The 19220-nt window shown below is 66.8% G+C and carries 16 protein-coding genes and 1 pseudogene; 8 read left to right on the forward strand and 9 right to left on the reverse strand.

Going from position 1 to position 19220, the window contains the following annotated elements; genetic code table 11:
* The 7 genes from U742_RS0116355 (at position 1) to U742_RS0116385 (ending at position 5951) form a co-directional block, all read left to right on the forward strand.
* Complete coding sequence (locus U742_RS0116355) at positions 1-1107, forward strand: gamma carbonic anhydrase family protein (RefSeq protein ID WP_051661245.1); 1107 nt, start codon at positions 1-3, stop codon at positions 1105-1107.
* Positions 1067-1678 (forward strand): cob(I)yrinic acid a,c-diamide adenosyltransferase, encoded by a 612-nt coding sequence (locus tag U742_RS0116360; protein ID WP_029354931.1) that lies wholly within the window; start codon positions 1067-1069, stop codon positions 1676-1678. The genes U742_RS0116355 and U742_RS0116360 overlap by 41 nt, the downstream gene beginning before the upstream one ends.
* An 87-nt stretch (positions 1679-1765) precedes the next feature.
* Positions 1766-2095 (forward strand): hypothetical protein, encoded by a 330-nt coding sequence (locus tag U742_RS0116365; protein WP_029354933.1) that lies wholly within the window; start codon positions 1766-1768, stop codon positions 2093-2095.
* A gap of 92 nt (positions 2096-2187) precedes the next feature.
* Positions 2188-2736 (forward strand): TRAP transporter small permease, encoded by a 549-nt coding sequence (locus U742_RS0116370; RefSeq protein ID WP_051661246.1) that lies wholly within the window; start codon positions 2188-2190, stop codon positions 2734-2736.
* 57 nt (positions 2737-2793) lie between these two features.
* Positions 2794-4059 carry a TRAP transporter large permease gene (locus tag U742_RS0116375; protein WP_156034246.1) on the forward strand — a complete coding sequence of 422 codons (1266 nt, stop codon included), beginning with the start codon at positions 2794-2796 and terminating at the stop codon, positions 4057-4059.
* 72 nt (positions 4060-4131) lie between these two features.
* Positions 4132-5115 carry a TRAP transporter substrate-binding protein gene (locus U742_RS0116380; RefSeq protein WP_029354936.1) on the forward strand — a complete coding sequence of 328 codons (984 nt, stop codon included), beginning with the start codon at positions 4132-4134 and terminating at the stop codon, positions 5113-5115.
* 95 nt (positions 5116-5210) lie between these two features.
* Positions 5211-5951, forward strand: coding sequence for an SDR family NAD(P)-dependent oxidoreductase (locus U742_RS0116385; protein ID WP_029354938.1), 741 nt, complete (start codon positions 5211-5213; stop codon positions 5949-5951).
* 72 nt (positions 5952-6023) lie between these two features.
* Here the strand turns inward: U742_RS0116385 and U742_RS0116390 are convergent, their stop codons facing one another.
* The 5 genes from U742_RS0116390 to U742_RS0116410 form a co-directional block, all read right to left on the reverse strand.
* Complete coding sequence (locus tag U742_RS0116390) at positions 6024-7016, reverse strand: HlyD family secretion protein (RefSeq protein ID WP_029354940.1); 993 nt, start codon at positions 7014-7016, stop codon at positions 6024-6026.
* Positions 7013-9343 (reverse strand): ABC transporter permease, encoded by a 2331-nt coding sequence (locus tag U742_RS0116395; RefSeq protein ID WP_038361819.1) that lies wholly within the window; start codon positions 9341-9343, stop codon positions 7013-7015. The genes U742_RS0116390 and U742_RS0116395 overlap by 4 nt, the downstream gene beginning before the upstream one ends.
* Entirely contained in the window at positions 9343-10395 is a 1053-nt protein-coding gene (locus U742_RS0116400) for an HlyD family secretion protein (RefSeq protein ID WP_029354944.1), read from the reverse strand. Before U742_RS0116400 ends, U742_RS0116395 begins: the two co-directional genes overlap by 1 nt.
* Positions 10396-10481: 86 nt before the next feature.
* Complete coding sequence (locus U742_RS22625; protein WP_051661248.1) at positions 10482-12266, reverse strand: TPR end-of-group domain-containing protein; 1785 nt, start codon at positions 12264-12266, stop codon at positions 10482-10484.
* 459 nt (positions 12267-12725) lie between these two features.
* Positions 12726-14018 carry an MFS transporter gene (locus U742_RS0116410; protein ID WP_282568332.1) on the reverse strand — a complete coding sequence of 431 codons (1293 nt, stop codon included), beginning with the start codon at positions 14016-14018 and terminating at the stop codon, positions 12726-12728.
* A gap of 18 nt (positions 14019-14036) precedes the next feature.
* Here U742_RS0116410 and U742_RS0116415 point away from each other — a divergent pair, with 18 nt between their 5' ends.
* Positions 14037-14480: a helix-turn-helix domain-containing protein gene (locus tag U742_RS0116415; RefSeq protein WP_029354950.1), complete on the forward strand. Its 444-nt coding sequence runs from the start codon at positions 14037-14039 to the stop codon at positions 14478-14480.
* Positions 14481-14559: 79 nt separating this feature from the next.
* Here U742_RS0116415 and U742_RS0116420 read toward each other — a convergent pair whose 3' ends face one another.
* From U742_RS0116420 to U742_RS0116435, 4 genes and pseudogenes are all read right to left on the reverse strand, one after another.
* Entirely contained in the window at positions 14560-15723 is a 1164-nt protein-coding gene (locus U742_RS0116420) for an MFS transporter (RefSeq protein ID WP_081853047.1), read from the reverse strand.
* Positions 15724-15797: 74 nt separating this feature from the next.
* Positions 15798-16418: pseudogene (locus U742_RS0116425) on the reverse strand (flavoprotein); the annotation flags it as partial.
* 245 nt (positions 16419-16663) lie between these two features.
* On the reverse strand, positions 16664-17761 hold the full coding sequence (gene ugpC, locus U742_RS0116430; protein ID WP_029354956.1) for an ABC transporter ATP-binding protein: 1098 nt from the start codon (positions 17759-17761) through the stop codon (positions 16664-16666).
* Positions 17762-17801: 40 nt separating this feature from the next.
* Positions 17802-19220, reverse strand: coding sequence for an NAD(P)/FAD-dependent oxidoreductase (locus U742_RS0116435; RefSeq protein WP_029354958.1), 1419 nt, complete (start codon positions 19218-19220; stop codon positions 17802-17804).

Here is a 19220-nt window from a genome sequence, read left to right on the forward strand (position 1 = left end):
ATGGCGAGCGAAGTTCTGCCTCAGGTCGTCCCGTTCGTCCTGCCCTTCGACGGAACCTGGCCGCAATTCCTCACCGAGCCTCGGCTTTGCGGCGCCGACGCGAGCGTTCTCGGCAAGGTGCGGCTCGGTGCGCGAGCCTCGCTCGGCGCCGGAACGGTCATTCGCGGCGACGGGCATTTCGTCCGGATCGGGGACGATTTTCATCTCGGCGAGATGTCGACCGTTCATATCGCCCACGACGTCTATCCCGCGATCGTCGGCGACAGGGTAGCGGTGGGGCGCGACGCCGTCGTCCATGCCTGCACGGTTGGCAATGACTGCGTGATCGAGGACGGGGTGGTCATCCTCGACGGATCAGTGGTGGAGGATGGCGTCCTGATCGAGGCCCGCTCCACCGTCTTTCCGCGCTCGACACTGAAGAGCGGCTTCGCCTATTCCGGAAGCCCGGCCAAGCCGATCCGGGAACTGGCGCCGGGCGAGCTGGAGCAGCGGGCGCAACTCCTCCATGAAGCCGTGGCCGCATCCCTGTTCGCGACCACCGCCGACGCGGCGCCCGACACCGGCAGATTCCCTGCCGACGCCTTCGTCGCGACGACCGCCCGCCTCGTCGGAGCGATCGAACTGGGCGCGTGCGCCAGCGTGTTCTTCGGATGCCGGCTGGATGCCGCCCTCGCCCCGATCACCATCGGCGAGAACTCCAACGTCCAGGACAATACCCGCATCGATGCCTCCGAAGGTGCCGTCATAATCGGTCCGGACACCACGATCGGTCACAACGTGCATATACGGGCGGGCCGCATCGGGGCACATGCGCTGATCGGCATCGGCGCCGATCTCGGAGCCGGCACCATCGTCGACGACGACGTGCTGCTCGCCGCCGGCTCCGTCACCACCCCGCGACAGCATCTCGAAGGCGGCTGGCTCTGGGGCGGGCGTCCCGCGCGGCCGATCGCGCGGCTCGACGAGAACCGTCGCGCCGCCATGCGGGACATCATCCGTCACTACCGCGCCTACGGGGCGGCGTACCGCGCCGCGCAGGATCGCCCGGCAGGACAGGGAGGATCGAATGGGACATCGCCTATCGCGGATCGTCACCCGCACCGGTGATCGGGGTCAGACCGGCCTCGGCTCCGGCCTGAGGGTCGACAAGGACAGCCCTCCGATCGAGACGCTCGGCGCCATCGACGAGCTGAACAGTTGGATCGGCCTTCTGGTCGCGCTGTCGAGCTCGGAGGACACGCGGGAGGTCTTCACGCTGGTGCAGCACGATCTCTTCGATCTTGGCGCGCAGATCAGCGTGCCCGGAACCCCGCTCCTGTCGCGCGCCCACCTGTCGCGCATCGAGGCGAGCTTCGAGCGGATGAATGCCGAGCTCGGCACGCTGAAGGAATTCATCCTGCCCGGCGGCGCACCGTCCTCCGCCTTCGCACATGTCGCCCGCACCGTGTGCCGGCGGGCCGAGCGGCGCCTGTTCAGCCTCACCCAGCTCGAAGACGGCGCCGACGGATTGGCGCCTCCCGTCGGCGGGGAGCCCCCGGACGAGGACTTCGGCCTCGCCTATCTCAACCGGCTTTCCGATCTCCTGTTCGTCGCGTCGCGGATCGAGAATCGCGCGGACGGCCGGCCCGACGTCCTGTGGGAACGAGGCAAGAGCCTCGGCAGCGGGGTCACGGCCTGAACGCTCGAGCTATTCGCCCAGGGGTGCACCTGTGTCCCCCAGTTCTACACGCTACCGCCGGCGATCCTGAGCAACGCGGCAGCGGCGATGGGTCTGGCGGTGGCGAACTCCGTCGGCAGCGTCGCAGGCTTCATCAGCCCCTATCTGCTCGGCTGGATCAAAGATCTGACCGGAAGCACCAATGCCGGGGTGATCGTATTGGCAGGCAACCTTCTCGTCGGCGCGCTGCTCGTATTCGCAAATCCCGCCCGACTGGTGAACCGTTTGCCGCGATCGGCCAAGCGCCTGTTCCGCTCCGGCACCGCTGGTCTCCGTTCGGGATCCTGGCGAAGCCTTACCGGATTACTCTTCGAATCGCGGCTTGAATGCAAACTGCACTCCAGGCTCGCCGCCGCCCTGTATATCGCCAGGAACTGATCGAAAAACAGGCGGGCATTGCATTCCCGCCCGTTTGACGTGATTTTGGGCATATGTAAAGCTTTTCACGCGTGAGGTGGAGAGCGAAAACGATGCAGTTGTTCATGCGGGCGGTTGATCACCTCAATCGGGTGCTGCGCCATCTGGTCGGCGCCATGCTCGGGGTCATGGTTGTCGTCGTCGCGACCCAGATCGTGGTGCGCTTCGTGTTGCCACCGCTCGGAATCAACGCCTCGGCGCCCTGGTCGGAAGAACTGGCGCGCTATCTGATGATCTGGTGCATCTTCATCGGGGCGGCCGTCGCGGCCCGGGCGGGCGATCTGATCGCCGTGGAAACGCTCCCCGACGCACTGCCCGCGCGCTGGAGCCTTGTCGTCCGGAATGCGGCGCTGATCACGACCGTCGGCTTCCTCGTGGCCCTCATCTGGCTCGGTCTGCGCTGGGTCGAGTTCGGCGCGGGCGAGACCTCGACCGTGATGAACCTGCCGATGTCCTGGGTGTATGCGGCGCTGCCGATCGGCTCCGGCTTCGCCATCGTCAACCTCGTCGCCCGCTTCCTCGATCTCAACTTCGATGCCGCGCGCCGGCGCGCACTGATGCGTCACGCGCCATCCGTCACGGAAGGCGACGCACTCGTCTAGCGCCCTTCGGCCTCGCTCGAACCGGATACGAACTCCAATGCCGAAGGGATTGCGGGCATGCTGATGTCAGCGACCATGGCGGTGACGCTCGCGCTGAGCGTTCCGATCTTCGTCGTCATGGGCCTTTGCGCGGTCGTCATGCTGCGAAGCCGGGGCATCGACCTGATAAGCGTGCCCCAGAACGTTTTCGAGGCACTGGATTCCTTTGCGCTCATGGCGGTGCCGTTCTACGTGCTCGCCGGCAATCTGATGAAGACCGGGGGCATCTCGAGGCGCCTGATCGCTCTGGCCATCGCTCTGGTCGGCTGGATCAGAGGCGGCGTCGGCGCCGCCTCCGTACTGACCTGCATGTTCTTCTCGACCATGTCCGGCTCGTCCTCGGCGACCACCGCGGCGGTTGGCGGAACCATGATTCCCGCAATGGAGACCAAGGGCTATCCGAAGCCCTTCGCGGCCGCGCTCGTCGCGGTCGGCGGCGAGCTCGGCGCCATCATCCCGCCTTCGCTGCCGATGGTCATCTACGGTCTCGTGGCGAATGCCTCGATCGGCGCCCTGTTCATCGCCGGTATCCTGCCAGGCATCTTCATCGGCCTGTCGCTGATCGCGACGGTCTGCGTCATGGCCAAGATCCAGGGCTTCGACGAGATCAAGCGCGTGTCGCCGCGCGAATGGCTGCGCAACGTGATCCCCGTCGCCCTGGATGCCAGCCTCGCGCTGCTCATGCCCGTCATCATCCTCGGCGGCATCTATTCCGGCGCGTTCACGGCCACGGAGGCCTCGGTGGTAGCGGTCGTCTACGGCTTCGTCGTAGGCGCCTTCGTCTATCGGGAGATCGGCTGGCGCGACCTGATCCAGATCCTCAACGATTCGGCGATCATGACCGGCATGGTGATGCTGATCGTCGCCTTCGCCGCCTTGTTCGGCTACGCGCTGACGGTCGATCGCATCCCGCAATATTTCGGCCAGCTCATCGCCGAGGTGGCGAGCGGCCCGATCATGTTCATGCTGCTGGTGAACGTGCTGCTGTTCGTGGTCGGCACCTTCATGGAGGCGCTGGCCACCATCCTGATTCTCGGCCCGATCCTGGCGCCCATCGCGGCCGGCTACGGCATCGATCCGGTGCATTTCGGCATCATCATGATCGTCAATGTGGCGACCGGCATGGTGACGCCGCCGGTCGCCGTGAACCTGACGATCGCAAGTCAGATCTCCGGCGTCTCGATGGACGCCATGACCAGGCCGCTCCTGGTCTTCCTCGCCGTTCTGACGATCGACGTGCTGATCATCAGCTTCGTTCCAGCGATCTCGCTCGCGCTGCTCTGAACAGCCAGCGCGCTCAGGATTCCACCGGCCCCGGCCTTCCCGGGAAGCAATCAACAGAAGAGGACGAACGACATGAAATTCAAGCTCGCCTGTTCCCTCGCGGTGTCATGTCTGCTCGCGCTGCCCCACGCGGCCGGAGCGCAGACGATCGAACTCTCGGCGGGCCATACGCTGACGACGTCGAGCCATTATCACGCCGCGGCCGCCAAGATGGCCGAGCTCGTTGCCGCCAAGTCCAACGGCCAGATCAAGATCAACATCTTCCCTGGCTCTCAGCTCGGCGGCGAGGTCAAGATGATCCAGTCGGCCCGCACCGGCACCCAGGACATCGTCGTCACCGGTGAAGCGCCGGTGGAAAACGTTGTAAAGGATTACACCGTCTTCTCGTTCCCCTATCTGTTCAGCAACCTGGATCAGGCGAACTCGGTGCTGCAGGGGCCCATCGGCAAGGAGATGCTCGATCTGCTGCCGAAGTACAATCTGGTCGGCCTCGGCTTCATCTCGGCGCTGGAGCGCAACATCTTCACCAACGGCAAGGTGATCAAGAGCGCGGCCGACATGAAGGGCCTGAAGATCCGCGTGATCCAGGGGCCGGGCTATGTGAAGGCGTATGAGGCTCTGGGCTCGCAGCCCACGCCCATGGCCTACACCGAGCTTTACACCGCGTTGCAGAACGGCGCCGTCGATGCGGCCGAGAACTCGCCCGACGTGTTCCTGCAGGATCGCTTCGTCGAGGTCTCGAAGACCTATTCGATGGCGAAGATCATGTACATGCCGGCGCTCATCATCATGTCCAAGGCGAAGTTCGATTCCCTTTCGCCCGAGCATCAGGCGATCCTTCGCGAAGCCGCCGCGGAAGCCGTGACCTTCGCTATAGCCCACTACAAGAAGGACTATGCGGACAGCCTCGCGGCAATGCAGTCCAAGAACATCCAGATCATCGAGCCGGACCTCGCCTCGTTCCACGCCACGGGCGCGTCGGTCCACGAGAAGCTGCTCGCCGACTTCCCGCAGGCCAAGCCGTGGTTCGAGAAGATCAAGGCCGCGACGAAGTAGACGGTTCCCGAGAATGGGTCACGGCCAGACCGGGCCGTGACCGCTCCGTCCGCACGGCTGGCCGTGCTCATCCGTATGCGCAGAGGATCGATCGAATGGCCATCATAGTTGCGACAGGCTCCGGAAGCGGTATCGGCGCAGCCTCGCTCCGGCGACTGGTGAAAGCGGGTGACAGGGTGCTTGTCCATGCCAAGGATAACAAGGCCGGCGTCGAGGCCGTTGCCCGCGAGATGCAGGAGCGGGACGCGGAGGCCACCACCGCGCTTGTGGACCTCGCCCTGCCAGGAGCCGGGAAAGCGCTCATCGAGCAGGCGGTGGAAACCTTCGGCGGGCTCGACACCATCATCCACGCGGCCGGCTTTCCGGTTCGCGCTCAGGTCGGTGCGGCGGTTCGCGAGGATTTTGATGGAGCCTTCGGCGCCATCACGCTCAGCCTGTTCGAGCTCACATCGACCGGCATGCCTTATCTGCAGAAGTCGCGATCGGGCCGCATCGTCGCGGTGAGCACCCACAACGCCCATGTTTTTCGGAACGATTATCCGGTCTATCCGGTGTCCGGAGCGGTCAAGGCGGCGCTGGAGGTGTTTGCGCGGGCTCTCGCGATTCAGCTCGCGCCACAGGGCATCACGGTCAACGTGGTGGCACCCGGCCTGATCCGTAAGGAACATGGCGAGCCGTTCCTCAGTCCCAAGGAATGGGCGGAGTTTCCGCGCGTGATTCCGATGGGCCGGATCGGCGAGCCCGACGAAGTCGGCGCGATGATCGCCTTTCTCGCATCCGAGGCCGCATCCTACATCACCGGGCAGGTCATTCATGTGAATGGCGGCCTGTGCTGACGGCCATCATATCCACGATCGGCGCAAGGCGAAGATCACGTCGTGATCCGGTTGCCGAGAGCAGGCCTTCCTTCAGGGGGACTCTCGGCCGCCGCTCCTGTCGAGGAATGCCGTCATGCCGGGCTGCATCTCCGGCGTCGGACCGAGCGGCTCCAGCCTGAGCCGAAAGGAGTTGAGGTCGTGCTCGCCGACCGCTCTGGCAGCCCGCCAGGTTGCGAATTCGCCCAGGGGCCGAAGCTCGGTAACGATGGCGTCGATGGGCGTTCCCGCGACACGCAGGTGCGTCCGGCCGCCGATCGTCAGCTCGCGCAACTCGTCCTCGCGGAGGGTTAGGGCGATCCAGAGACGGCCGTCGTCCGGAACGAAGGTCAGCACAGGCTTGCCGGGAACGAGAACCTCGCCGGGCTCCGCCACCCTCATTCCAACGGTGCCGGCGACGGGCGCTGTCAGCCGCGTCTTTTCGAGCCGGGTCCTGGCATCTTCGACACCGGCCTCGGCAAGGGCGACCCTGGAATCGGCAAGCGCCCTCTCCTCGGTCGTCGGGCCGTTCCGGGCGGCGGTGAGCTGCGCCTGCTTCAGATCGAGATTGGCGAGCGCCTTGGCGAGAGAGGCATCGCTCTCGTCGAGCTGCGCCCGGCTGCTGAAGCCGCGGCCCGCAAGCGCGGCGACGCGGGCATTCTGCTGCCGTGCTAGGGTCAGATTGGCGTCCGCCGTACGAACGGCCTCGGCGGCGATGTCCAGCTCCTCGGCCCTGACGCCGGCATAGACGTGCTCCCGCTCCGCGCGAGCGCTCGCCAGCTCCGCCTCCGCCTCGCCGACAGCGGCGACGAGGTCCGGATTGTCGATCGTCGCCAGGAGATCGCCTTTGGCGACCCACTGACCGGGCGCGACCGCAATCTGCGCGAGCCGGCCGTTGATTTCAGGGGCGATGCGGATCTCGGTCTGCCGCACCGTGCCGGCGATCGGAGCCGGCGCCGGTGCCGCAAGCTTCAAGCTGAAGGCAAGGACAGCGGCGAGCCCCGCGCCCGCGATCGCGACGGCTATTATCCCGATGCGCCCGCTCATCGGGTGCCCTCCCCCCTCGTCCAGGACGCGGAGACGAGGCAAGCGAGCAGGCCATAGACGCCGACGAGAACCCAGAGGCTCATCCAGTCGCGCCAGACATCCGCGATCGTGGCGCCCATCTGATTGACCCGGACCAGCGCATCGATGCCGAAGGTCGACGGAATTGCCGCGCTCGCCGCGCGCAGGATCGGCGGTATCGCCTCCGGCGGCCAGGCGACACCGACAAGGAAGAACAGCGGCATGCCGAGACTGATCAGCATGATGACAGCCGTCTCGCGCCGCCTCGCCAGCATGCCGACGAACTGCCCGAGCAGGCTCACCGAAAGGATGAAAGGCACGGCGAGCACGAGCAGGTCGAGGACGTGCCGGCTCGCGGCATAGCCATAGATGCGTGGCAGCACGACGAGATAGAGCGCGTAGGCGGGCAGTGCCAGGGCGAGATGGGCGAGCGTCTGGCCGACGAGGGCGGCGGGGCGCCCTCTGCGGCGGCGTGCCTCGGCGCCGCCCTGCGCATGGGTGACGCCCCCGAGCGTCGCGACGCCCATCAGGAGCGACTGCTGCAGGATCAGGATGAAGGCGGCGGGCACGACATAGGACGCATAGCTTCCCGTCGGATTGAACAGCGGCTCGCTCAGATACTCGACCGGGGACGTGCGCGCGAGCGCTGCATGGTAGAGGCTGCCGTCCGGCCGCGCGGTGCGCACCTGCAGTTCGGCCGAGACCGCGGCGGTCGCTTCCAGCACGCCCTGCGTCGCACGGTTGTAGAGCAGGAAATAGGCGGAATCGACGAATGCCGGGAGGCGCGCCGGCTGGCCCTTCAGAACGTCGCGCTCGGTGCCCGCCGGAATGCTCACGACGCCGAACACTTCGCGACGTGCGATCGCCTCCTGCGCCCCGACGAGGTTGAGGGGCCGCGCCGCGACCGCGGTCGCCTCATGAGCATCGAGCGCCTCGACGATGGCGCGGCTCATTTCCGAATTGTCGTCATCGACGACAGCGACCGGAATGTCGCGGATGAGCTGCCCGACATAGGGCTGCGGATAGAGCGCCGCATAGAGAAGCGGCCCTATGACGATAAGCCCGAATGCCCCGGAATCCCGCAGCACCCGGCCATATTCGGCCGAAAACGCGCGCGCCACGGTCGGGCGGCCGGAGATGGGAATGGCGGGCTGAGGTGCTGGCCTTGGTGGCGGATCGCGCAGAACGCTTCGCGCCCGCAGCCATGCAAGGCAGAACAGCGCTCCCGCGAGGCCGGCCAGCATCAGGAAGGGTTCAAGCGAGTAGCGCGCAGGCACCCCGCGCGCCGCCTGGTCGAACAGGATCTGGACGTACCAGCGAAGCGGCAGCATCGCGCCCCACGCCCGTCCGAAGGTTCCCATGCCCAGAATGGGAAAGCCCACGCCGGCAAAGCCGAAGGCGGGGGAGCAGACGATGCCGGTCAGCGTGAGCCCCACGGCAAGATTGCGGACGAGGAGGACGAACAGTGCGCCGAGCGACAGATAGGCGGTGACGAGCAGCAGCGCGGAAGCGGCGACGAGGATCGGATCACCCCTGAAGGGAATACCGAAAATGCCGTGAAGAACACCGAACCCGCCCGCCATCATCAGCGCGAAGATGCCGAGGTAGGGCGCAAGCTTGCCGATCATCGCCGCCAGCGGCCGACCGCCCGACACGCTCATCCACTCGCGCACATCCCGGCGTCGCCCGAACTCGGAGCCGACGGAAAAGGCACCCGAAATGGCAACCATGACATGAAGAACGGTGGGCATGACGGCGCGGAGCAGGAACTGCACGTAATTCAGCGCCGGATTGCTCAGCACGTACTGCTCGATCACGAGCGAACCGGGCGTGAAGGAACGTGTGGAGGACGCCGGTCGCGGCAGTGCCGCCGCGGCGCTCGCGACGGCCGCCTGGATACCGCTCGCGGCGATGTTGCCGGGCGTGAAGAACTGCCGGTTATAGAGCCCGACCAGTTGCGGCCGCCGGCCGGCGAGGAGATCACGTTCGAAATTCTCCGGGATATAGACCGCTGCGATCGCCGCCCCTGAACGGATCGCGTACATGGCGCCATTGAGGTCCGACGAGCGCATCGCGACATCGACACCCGGAGCCGCGCTGATCGCCTGGATGAACTCTGCGGAGGTGGCCGAGCGGTCGGCATCGACGACGTCGATGCGCAGCCCCCGGATCACGGCGTTGCTGAAGGTTCCCGCAAGCAGGGTGAAGGCGAGCAGCGGCATCGCCAGCACCAGCAGCAGCGCGACGATATCCGTGCGGATCCAGTCGACCTCGCGGGCGGCAACCGCCGTGATGCCGGTGCGCGGCATCATCCTCTCCCGCGCAGGTCGACATAGGCGCTCATGCCGGGACGCAGCTCGGGCAGCTTCTCCACCGGATAGGCGCGCACCTCGAAGGTACGCAGATCGAAATCGCCGGTCGCCCGTGTCGCGCGCCAGCCGGCATATTCGCCGCGGGTGGCGATGGTGCGGACCTCGACGGTCACCTCCCGGTCGCCGAGCGCCGGAATGCGCACCGCGACCTTGTCTCCTACCTTGAGCCGCTTCACCAGGTCCTCGCGCAGGTCGAAGCGCAGCCACACATCGGAAAGGTCGACCAGCGACAGAAGGGGAACGCCCGGCGACACGTATTCGCCCTGCTCGACACCGAGCTGATAGATCTGGGCGGCGGCCGGGGCCGTCACGATGAGTTCGTCGACCTGCGCCTTCAGGGTCGCGATGGCGGCATCCGCATCAGCGACCTTCGCTTGCGCGACGCCCCGCTCCTCGGGCGTGTAGCCGGCCACGGCCTCGTCGAGCGCCGACTTCGCCTGCTCGTGGGATCGCTGGGCGACCTCGAACGCGGCGGTAGCCTCGTCGAGCTTCTGCACCGAGGCAAAGTCCTTCTCGGTGAGCTGCCGCGTCCGATCATAGGTCTGCTGCTGCAGCTTCAGATTGGCCCCGGAGGAGGCGACCGCGGCCCGTCGCTCATCTATCACCTCCTTGCGCGTGCCGGTCATGATGCGGGCGAGATCGGCCGCGGCAACCGCGCGGGACGCCTGCGCCTGCTTGAGCTTCGTCAGCAGCTCGGGATTGTCGATCGACAGCAGCACCTGCCCGGCCGCAACATTCCCGCCTCGCTCGATCGGCCGCGCACCGACCCGCCCGTCGACACGGGCGGCAATGTCGAGCCGCCTCGCATCCGCCTCGCCCTGAATGAGCAAAGGCTGCGGCAGGACGGCATACCAGAGCGTGAGAGCAACGATGCCGGTGACGGCGGCGAAGACGATGAGCGTTGCCGGCAGCGCGGAGCCGCGCTCGTCCCGAGGACCCGCATTGGGAGCGTCCGGCGCCTGAGAACCGGTGTCGTTCGGCTCGCTCATGGCACGCTTCCCCAGGACCCGCACGCGGACAAAACGATGCGAGGCTATTCGGGCGTGCCGGCCTGGCGGTAGTGAGCCGTCGCCGGCTAACGGTTAGCGGCCGTGCTTTCAGCGTAGGATGCCATCAGGGCATCGAAATCCTTGGTGTTGCGCAGGCGATCGAAGCGGGCGTCGGTACGGATCCACGCCCGGTCCATCTGCCTCGCCGCTATCGATCGCGTTAGCGCCGTTAGCGCATGGCCGCCGTCACCGACCGCAGCGGCAAGCGTCGCTACCGCAAACTCGGAAGCAGGCGTGTGCGCTGCGAGGAGGCGACGGGCGCGGTCCGCGTTCCCGAGCCAGGCCTCGAGCTCGGCGCGAGCGAAGGCAAGGCAGGAAGCCGTTGCATTCGGCTCATCCCACTGCTCGGCGATTTCCGTCGCGAGCTTGCCTTCGCCGCCGAATATGTCGGCAAGGGCGAGATGAAAGCGCGCCTCGGCGGCAAGCTCCCTGCGCCGCGGCCCGAACCGCGCGAGCAGCACGCCAAACCGGCGCGACTGATAGTGGCAGACCGCTTCCGCGATATCCTGCTGGATCGAGAACGGCTCGAGTTCGCGCGCGCTCCGGAACATCGCCTCGGCTTCCTCGTGCCGCTCCAGGATGGTCAGAAAGGCACCGAACACACGGCGAGCGCGGGCGGTTCCGCCCAGCCGCGTGGAGATCGAGAAGGAGGCCTCGGCATCCTCCCTGTTGAAATCGAGCCAGGCCGCGATGGTGGCGCGGGCGGCGTGCGCCTCGGCCGAAGAGGGATCGAGAAGGATCGCCTGCGCGGCGGCGCGTTCCGCGAGGCTGCGCGCCTCGGCATGGCCCATGAGGCCCAGGCGAAACATGTCGCATGCGCAATCGGCGATGCCGGAATGGCTGCGGGCATAGTCCGGCGCAGTCCGCGCGACCTCCTCGAATATGGACATCGCCTTGCGCAGGCTGTCGGGCGTCTGCCGGTCGAGCCATTGCCGCGCCCGGGCGATCTGGGCGAATGCGTCGAGCGCCTCGGGTCCCGGACGGATCTCGTTGGCCCGCATCCGGGAGCTATCCAGCCGCAACCGGTTCAGCATGGTCGCAGCGATCTTCTCCTCGAAGTCCACGAGATCGTCCTCGGCCGCCTCGAAACGGTCCGACCAGACCACGAAGCCGCGCGCATTCGAAACCTCGACGGTAACGCGCATGCGCCCGGCGCCGCGCCGCACCGTGCCCTGGATCAACGCATCAAGATCGAGCTCGGCGGCGATATCCGCCATGGCCCGGCGGTTGCCGATTCCCCAAAACGTGACGCCGCGCGACGCGACGTGAAGCCCCTCCGCCGCGCCGAGCGCAAAGATGAGTTCGTCGGTGAGCCCCTGGGCGAAGCTGTCGTCCACGGGGTCGCCGGACAGCGCCTGAAACGGCAGGACGGCGATCGCGGCGCCCCGCCCCTCCTCGAAGAGCGGACGGCCTGCTGACGTGCCCTGATGCTCGGGTTCGCTCCTCGAAGTCTGCCGGCTGAAGGTGGCGGCATATGTGCCTGTCTTCAGGTCGATCCGCATCTCGTTGGCGGCACCTTCGCCGGTATAATACTCTTCGAGCTTGCGGCGCAGCCGCCGCACTTCCACGCGCACCGCCGAATCGATCCGCGGGTCATAGGCCGGCTCGCGACCATAGAGCTCGTTGCCGATCACCGTTTCCCTGAGCGCGGCGCCCCGCCCGGCAAGCGTCTCCTCCACGAGAAAGCCGAGCAGCGCCTGGAGCCGCTCGGAACCGGCAAGCGCATTGCTGGCCTGCACCCGCTTCAGCTCGGCACGGACGAGATCGCGCGAGGGAATCGTCTTGGCGGATGCGGCCGGTGATCTGTTCATGGCACGTGGGTTACCAAGGTTGAGCCGCCCGAGGGGCGGCGAAAACCGGAGGAGCCATATTACCGACCATCGCGAATTTATAGCCTGATCGTCAGTACAGGCGTGCAAGCGACAGGGGCAGCTTTTGGCGACCGGGGCGAAGGAACAGGCCAGCGGCTCAGACTAGGATGCCGGAAAATCGATCAGCAAGCAGAGGCATCATTTCAGTGGGCGCTATCGACAAAGCTAGTTTCGAGTGCGTCGCGACCATGGCCACCGGGGGACAGCTCATTTTCGGGGGTCGAGGCAGCCACCGTCTCGTCCAGGCGTCTGCGAACACCGCATCCCTCCCGCACTTAGCGGCTCGGCTCCGCAACATAGGAGCCTCCCACCCCCGCAGTCATCGAAAGCATTCACGAGAGCGTCATGCTGTCCATTCCGGACACTGAACCACAAGGCGAATCGCGATGGGAAACGTCGTTACGGGCGGCCGCCTGATCTCGAGATGCAATGCCCCAGCGCAACGCCAATCGCGACGATCATCGCTCCGCCGGCCAGCAGGAAGGTCAACCGCATCCCCGCCGCGATAGCTGCGGGGGCGGCGCTGACGAGATCCTCAGTCCCGACGCCGATGGCGAACACGGCGCCCATGGCGGACGCGCCCGCGATCAGACCGATATTGCGCGACAGGTTGAGCAGCCCCGATACCGTGCCGCGCCGGTCCTTGGGGGTGTCCGCCAGCGCGGCCGTATTGTTGGCGGCCTGGAAGAGCTGGTAGCCCGGCGTCAGAACGATGATGGAAAGCACATAGCCTGTGACGCCGATCATGTTCGGCAGGATCGCCAGAAGGAATGCCCCCGCGGCCAGGAGCGCGAGCCCGATGGCGAGCACGCGGCCGCTTCCCCAGGAATCGACCAGCCGCCCGGAAGGAACGCCGCCGATAATGGAAATCGCGGGGCCGATCGCCATGACGAATCCCACCAGCGTCTCCTTCAGGCCGAGACCGAGGCCGAGATAGAAAGGCCCGACTACCAACGTCGTCATCATCACGGCGGCGACCAGGAGGTTGACGAGGAGATTGGGCGCGAGGCTCCGGGTCAGCACCGCCCGCAGGCTCGCGGACGACGGCTTTCCCTTGCTGGGGCCGTCCGGCAGCATGGCGAAAGCCGAGATCAAAGCGACGGCCGCCAGCGGGAGTTGCGCCCAGAAAATGCCGCGCCATCCCGTTACCGGGATCAACAGCCCTCCAAGCGACGGGCCGAGCGCCGTCCCCAGCGCCGATACCGTGCCGAGCAAACCCATGGCGCGCCCCACGCGCGCCTCGCTCGCGGTCTGGCGCATCAGCGCCATGGAGAGCGTCATCAGGAACGCGGCGCCGATGCCCTGAATCGCTCGTGCGCCTATCAGGAACCACAGATTCGGCGCGAGGGCGCACAGCAGCGACGCGACGGCGAACAATCCCAGGCCCGCGACAAGCATCGGCTTCAATCCGCGGCTGTCGCCGAGCCGCCCCGCGATGACGACGCAGACCGTCAGGGCGGCGAGATAGGCGACGACGACCCACCGCACCTGCGCGAACGGCGCCGAAAATGCCTCTGCCAGCGCCGGCAGCGCGATATTGGCGATGCTGGTGCCGAGCGAGGCCAGCAGCATCGCCAGGGACAGCGTGATCGTGATTTGGGTCTGCGTTTGCTCCGATACGCATGATTCAGCCTGTTCCATCGCCCGTCTCTCTTGCTCCGACGCCCGTTGGAGAGCAGGCTGCCACTTCAAGTCAGCTTGAGGTCAAGCGTGAAACTTCTGGATATCGGAGAGGTTGCGGCGAAGAGCGGAATTAAGCCGTCGGCGCTGCGCTACTATGAAGAGGCCGGGCTGATTTCAGCGGTTTCCCGGCACGGGCTGCGCCGGCAGTTTCCGCCTGAGGTGCTATTGCAGCTCAAGCTGATTGCGATGGGCAAGTCGGCCGGGTTCTCGCTCGACGAGATTGCCTGCATGTTCGGCCGAAACGGGATGCCGGACCTGCCGCGCGACGTGCTTCACGAGAAGGCCGATGAGATCGACCGCCAGATCCGCGAACTGACTGCGTTGCGCGACACGCTCCGCCATGTCGCCGATTGCCCCGCGCCCTCGCATATGGAGTGCCCGACGTTCCGGCGGCTGGTGGACGTGGCGGGCAAACGCGGCAGAAAGCACCGGGACGCGAAAAAACCGAAAATGAGGCCCGGCCCCGGATGACGATCGGCCCGCCAGCGCAATGGCTCTCGTGCCTGCCTCCAGACATCGGGCTCTTGAGCGGAAACGTGGCGGTCGGCGGTCACGCCTGTGATTCCCGTCTGCGCAGCAGGATCGACAAGGTCACCACCAGCACCACATTGCCCAGGGCGACAGCAAAGAGCACACCAAGCGCCCCATGCGCGCCGAAGCTGCCGATCACCATGGCGCCGAGCGACGGAGAGGCTGCCTGTCCGATGAGGCTCGGCATCGCTATCCGGCCCATGATCGCCGGATAGCGATCAGCGCCGAAGATGGCGAGCGGCAGCGTGCCACGCGCGATCGACTCGATCCCGATACCCGCGCCGTAGAAGATCAACGCCGCCGCAACGATCGGGAAGCCGGCCCAGAGAAGGCCGACGCCGATAGCGACGAAGGCCGTCGAGGCGAGCTTCGTCCAGATTGGGTGATGGAACCGGCTGATCGCCATCTCGATGGCTCGCGCTCCGACCTGCGACGGCCCGACGAGCGCTCCGAGCGCGACGACTGCGCCGAGCGCAATGTCGCGGGCCTGAAGAATCGTCAGCAGATGGACCGAGAGCGTCGCCGAGATCATCGAACTGATCGCGATCACGAGCGCGACCAGAACGAACAGCGGCTTCGACCCGGGCGGAACCAACGGGCCATCATTGCCGTCGGCATCACCGGCCGCGACCTTCGCGGCGCCAGCCCCCTCCCGCTTCGGCTGCTTCGGCAGTGCGAAGACATAGAGCGGCAGCAGGACGAAGAGATGGATGCCGGCATAGATCAGGCAGGTCGCGCGCCACCCGAACTCGGAAACCAGCAGCGCCGAAAGCGGCCAGCACACCGTGCTGGCGAAGCCGCCGAACAGGGTGAGCGCCGTGATGGCCGTGCGGGCGCCCAGGCCATAGAGCCGGCCGAGCGTGGCGAAGGCCGCGTCATAGAGGCCGGCCCCCATGCCGGTGCCGAGGATGAGCCAGGAGAGGATATAGACCGGCAGATTGGGTGAGAGGGCCAGCCCGGTCAGGCCAAGGGCGAGAAGGATTGCGCTCGCGGTGAGTACGACGCGCCCGCCCAACCGCTGAATGGCATCGCCCACGCGCGGCGAGACGAGGCCGGCGACCAGCAGGCCGAGCGACAGTCCGCCGACGATCCATGCTAGTGACCAGCCGGTATCGCCTGCGATCGGCGCGGCAAGCACCGCGAGCAGATAATAGGACGAGCCCCAGGCGAGGATCTGCGTCACGCCGAGAACGGGGATGATCGACCGAAGAGGCGGCGCCCCCTCGACCCCGGCGTACCCACTGTCAGCGGCTACGGTCACGCGGCAACTCCGCAGCCGCAGCGCTTCTCGCCCTCGTCTTTCGCCACGGCGTCGGCGACGCGGCAGGCATCAGCGGTGTTCAGTGCCGGGCCGCAGCAGCCGCCGCTCGCGCCCTCGCCCGAAAAGCTGGTCGTGCAAACGCCGGTCTCGGGAAGCACGAGATGAACATCGTCGGCCGCCGCCATGTCGCCGGCGAGCGCTGCAGCGACGGAGCGCACCTGTTCATAGCCCGTCAGAAGCAGGAAGGTGGGCGCGCGACCGTAGCTCTTGATGCCGACCGTGTAGAAGCCCGGCTCGCTATGGGCGAGTTCGCGGTGTCCATGCGGAGGAACCGAACCGCAGGAATGTTGGTTCGGGTCGATCAGCGGGCCGAGCGCCCTGGCGCTTTCAAGCCACGGATCGAGGTCGAGCCGTAATTCGCGGGTCAGCGACAGGTCGGGACGCTGCCCCGTCGCCACGACGATCCGATCCACAGGCCCGATCGAGCGCGGTCCCTCGGCCGTCTCGCCGTCGACCATGATCCGACCATCCTTTTCGCGGACGGCGAGAATGGAAAGTCCAGCCACAAGGACAGCCCGGCCGCTCTCGACCAGTTCCCGCGTCTGCGCCCCCAGCTCGCAGCCAGGATGGCTTGCCCTGATTTCATATGTCGGGACTAATCGACATAATGATGGAACGCAAGATGACGGCTGATGATCTGACACGTTGGGCTGCCGTGTAGAAACGGCGTCATCACGTCTGCGCTGAAGGCGGCGGTCCAGGCGCCGCACCATTCCGCTCAGCTCTTCCAGGCTGGCCATGCGGCGTTTCTGGAGCAGTCCGAGGCGTCCGCCGGAGGGCCTCCGGGTCGCTGACCTCGAAGTCAGGACGTTTCCCGACGAGCGATGGAGTGCCCTTCCTTGCTGAACAGATGCAGATGTCCCGGCCGCACGTCCAACCGCAGGTGGCTGCCGCGCGCGACCTCCTGATTGCCGGGAAGCTTGGCGATGAGAGGTGCGCCGCGCCCGATGTCGAGATAGACCAGTTGAACCTCGCCGAGTTGCTCGACGAGGTCGACCCTTCCCTCGAACAGCCCGTCCGTGCCGGCCGCCACGAAGAGGTCCTCCGGGCGCACTCCGAGGCAGATCTCGCCGCCGGCGGGTCCGGTCGGCGGCGTCATGGCCATGTGCACAGCACCGCCGGCCGCGTGCCGCACCAGCATCCCCTCTCCGTTCGCTTCGCAGGTTGCCGGCAGGATGTTCATTGCCGGGGAACCGATGAACTGGGCGACGAAGAGATTGGCCGGGCGGCGATAGAGCTCGATCGGCGTGCCGATCTGCTCCACCTTCCCGTCCTTCAGCACGACGATGCGGTCGGCGAGCGTCATCGCCTCCACCTGGTCGTGGGTCACGTAGATCATGGTGGTGCCCGGCATCGATTCCTTGAGCTTGGCGATCTCGATGCGGGTCGCTACGCGCAGCGCCGCGTCCAGATTGGACAGCGGCTCGTCGAACAGGAACACCTTGGGATTGCGCACGATGGCCCGGCCGATGGCGACCCGCTGGCGCTGGCCGCCGGAGAGCGCCTTCGGCACCCGGTCGAGATAGGCGGTGAGCTGCAGCCGCTCGGCCGCCTGCCTTACCCGACGGTCGATCTCGACCTTCTTCTCCCCGGCGATCTTCAGGCTGAACGCCATGTTGTCGTAGACACTCATGTGCGGATAGAGCGCGTAGGACTGGAACACCATGGCGATGCCGCGCCGCGACGGCGACACCTCGTTCATCCGTTCGCTGGCTATGTGCATCTCGCCGGAGGTGATGTCCTCGAGGCCGGCGATGCAGCGCAGCAGCGTGGACTTGCCGCAACCCGAGGGTCCCACGAAGACCACGAACTCCCCGGAGGCGATGTCGAGGTCGATCCCGTGGAGGATCTCCATGCCGCCATAGGACTTGCGGACATCTCTGAGGGTCAGGTCGGCCATGATGCGGCTCCGAAACGGGAAAGGGGCTCGGCGCACATGGTCAATGCTCGCTGCTGCCGGGCATGAGACGCAGGGCGAGGCGCGTCCACGCCGGTGCGGTCTCGTTGCGGATCTCGGCGTCGTTCTTCCGGCGGACGGCGCTGCGGACCAGCTTCGCGCCGACAAAGCGGAACGGCTCGGGCGGCAGGCTCGCGCGGCGGGCGAGGCCAACGAGGCCGCTGCCGCTCCAGCGATCTTGCCTTTCCAGCGCGAGGCTGGCGAGGATGCGTCCGGCAACCGGCGTCTGGGCGATGCCGGTGCCGTTGAAGCCCATGCCGAAAACGATGTTCGGATGGCCCGCGAGACGGTCGAAGACCGGTACGTGCTCGGGGACGCAGTCGATCGGTCCCGACCAGTCATATTCGATGGGGGCATCGCTCAGCGCCGGATAGACGCGGTGCAGCTCGCGGACATTGTTCCGCCCGTGCTCAGGGCTGCGATTGAAATCCGGGCCGAAATCGCCGCGGAAGGCGACATTGCCGCTGCCGCGGCCGAACACCACCCGGCCGGAGAGGGTGCGCTGATAGTAGAGCACCTGCTGCTGCGAATCGCAGATCGAGATGCCCTCCTCCCAACCGAGCTGGTCGAGCCGGTCGGGCACCGGCGCCGTGGCGACGACCTGACTGTCGACGACATAGAGGTGCCGTCGCAGCTCAGGCAGCGCCGACAGCCAGGCATTGGCGGCGAGCACCACCTTCTCCGCCTGCAGCTCGCCGGATGCCGTCCGCAGGGTGACGACCGGGCCGGGGCGGATATCGAGCACCGGGCTGCGCTCGTGGATGATGACGCCGCGCGCGATGGCGAGATCGCGCAGGCCGCGGGCGAGCTTGGCGGGATGCACCGTGCCGGCCCGGTCCTCGACGATGCCGGCATAGGAGGCGCCGGAGCCGGTGCGGCGGGCGATCTCCTCGGCGGAAAGTGTGCGGAAGCGGTCGGCGCCGGCCTCGCGGGTCATCCGCGCGGCGCGGTCCCAGGCGCCTTCCTGCGCCACGGAACTCGCCGTCCACATCCAGCCATTGAGGCGCAGATCCATGTCGACGGTGCCGGAGCGCTGCAGCGCCTCGAGCTCGGCGATGGCGTCCACCGTATCGGCGCAGAGCTGCCGCCCCTCCTCCAGACCGACCACGGCACTAAGGCGGTCAAGCTCGGCGTACCAACTATGGACCTGACCGCCATTGCGCCCCGACGCACCGGAACCGCACAGATCGGCCTCCAGCACCACCACGCGCTTGTCGGGCGCGAGTTCGCGTATGCGCAGCGCCGTCCAGAGGCCGGTATAGCCGCCGCCGACGATGGCGACATCCGCGCGTATGCGGCCGGCCAGTGGCGTAGTGGCGGGCGCGGCGGCGATGTCCTGCAGCCAGAACGAGCGGTCGGCGGGCGCGGCGACGGCCGGCTGCCGCAAGCGGAGAAGCGCCAT

The sequence above is a fragment of the Allobosea sp. 117 genome (genome assembly GCF_000702305.1).
Classification (GTDB): domain Bacteria; phylum Pseudomonadota; class Alphaproteobacteria; order Rhizobiales; family Xanthobacteraceae; genus Ancylobacter.

Bases quoted from the DNA above. Each gene is read 5' to 3' on its own strand.
- U742_RS22625 (WP_051661248.1), bottom strand. From the start codon at position 12,266: ATGAACAGATCACCGGCCGCATCCGCCAAGACGATTCCCTCGCGCGAT.
- U742_RS0116380 (WP_029354936.1), top strand. From the start codon at position 4,132: ATGAAATTCAAGCTCGCCTGTTCCCTCGCGGTGTCATGTCTGCTCGCG.
- U742_RS0116355 (WP_051661245.1), top strand. From the start codon at position 1: ATGGCGAGCGAAGTTCTGCCTCAGGTCGTCCCGTTCGTCCTGCCCTTC.
- U742_RS0116365 (WP_029354933.1), top strand. From the start codon at position 1,766: ATGGGTCTGGCGGTGGCGAACTCCGTCGGCAGCGTCGCAGGCTTCATC.
- ugpC (WP_029354956.1), bottom strand. From the start codon at position 17,761: ATGGCCGACCTGACCCTCAGAGATGTCCGCAAGTCCTATGGCGGCATG.
- U742_RS0116360 (WP_029354931.1), top strand. From the start codon at position 1,067: ATGGGACATCGCCTATCGCGGATCGTCACCCGCACCGGTGATCGGGGT.
- U742_RS0116390 (WP_029354940.1), bottom strand. From the start codon at position 7,016: ATGAGCGGGCGCATCGGGATAATAGCCGTCGCGATCGCGGGCGCGGGG.
- U742_RS0116395 (WP_038361819.1), bottom strand. From the start codon at position 9,343: ATGCCGCGCACCGGCATCACGGCGGTTGCCGCCCGCGAGGTCGACTGG.
- U742_RS0116400 (WP_029354944.1), bottom strand. From the start codon at position 10,395: ATGAGCGAGCCGAACGACACCGGTTCTCAGGCGCCGGACGCTCCCAAT.
- U742_RS0116370 (WP_051661246.1), top strand. From the start codon at position 2,188: ATGCAGTTGTTCATGCGGGCGGTTGATCACCTCAATCGGGTGCTGCGC.
- U742_RS0116435 (WP_029354958.1), bottom strand. From the start codon at position 19,220: ATGGCGCTTCTCCGCTTGCGGCAGCCGGCCGTCGCCGCGCCCGCCGAC.
- U742_RS0116375 (WP_156034246.1), top strand. From the start codon at position 2,794: ATGCTGATGTCAGCGACCATGGCGGTGACGCTCGCGCTGAGCGTTCCG.
- U742_RS0116385 (WP_029354938.1), top strand. From the start codon at position 5,211: ATGGCCATCATAGTTGCGACAGGCTCCGGAAGCGGTATCGGCGCAGCC.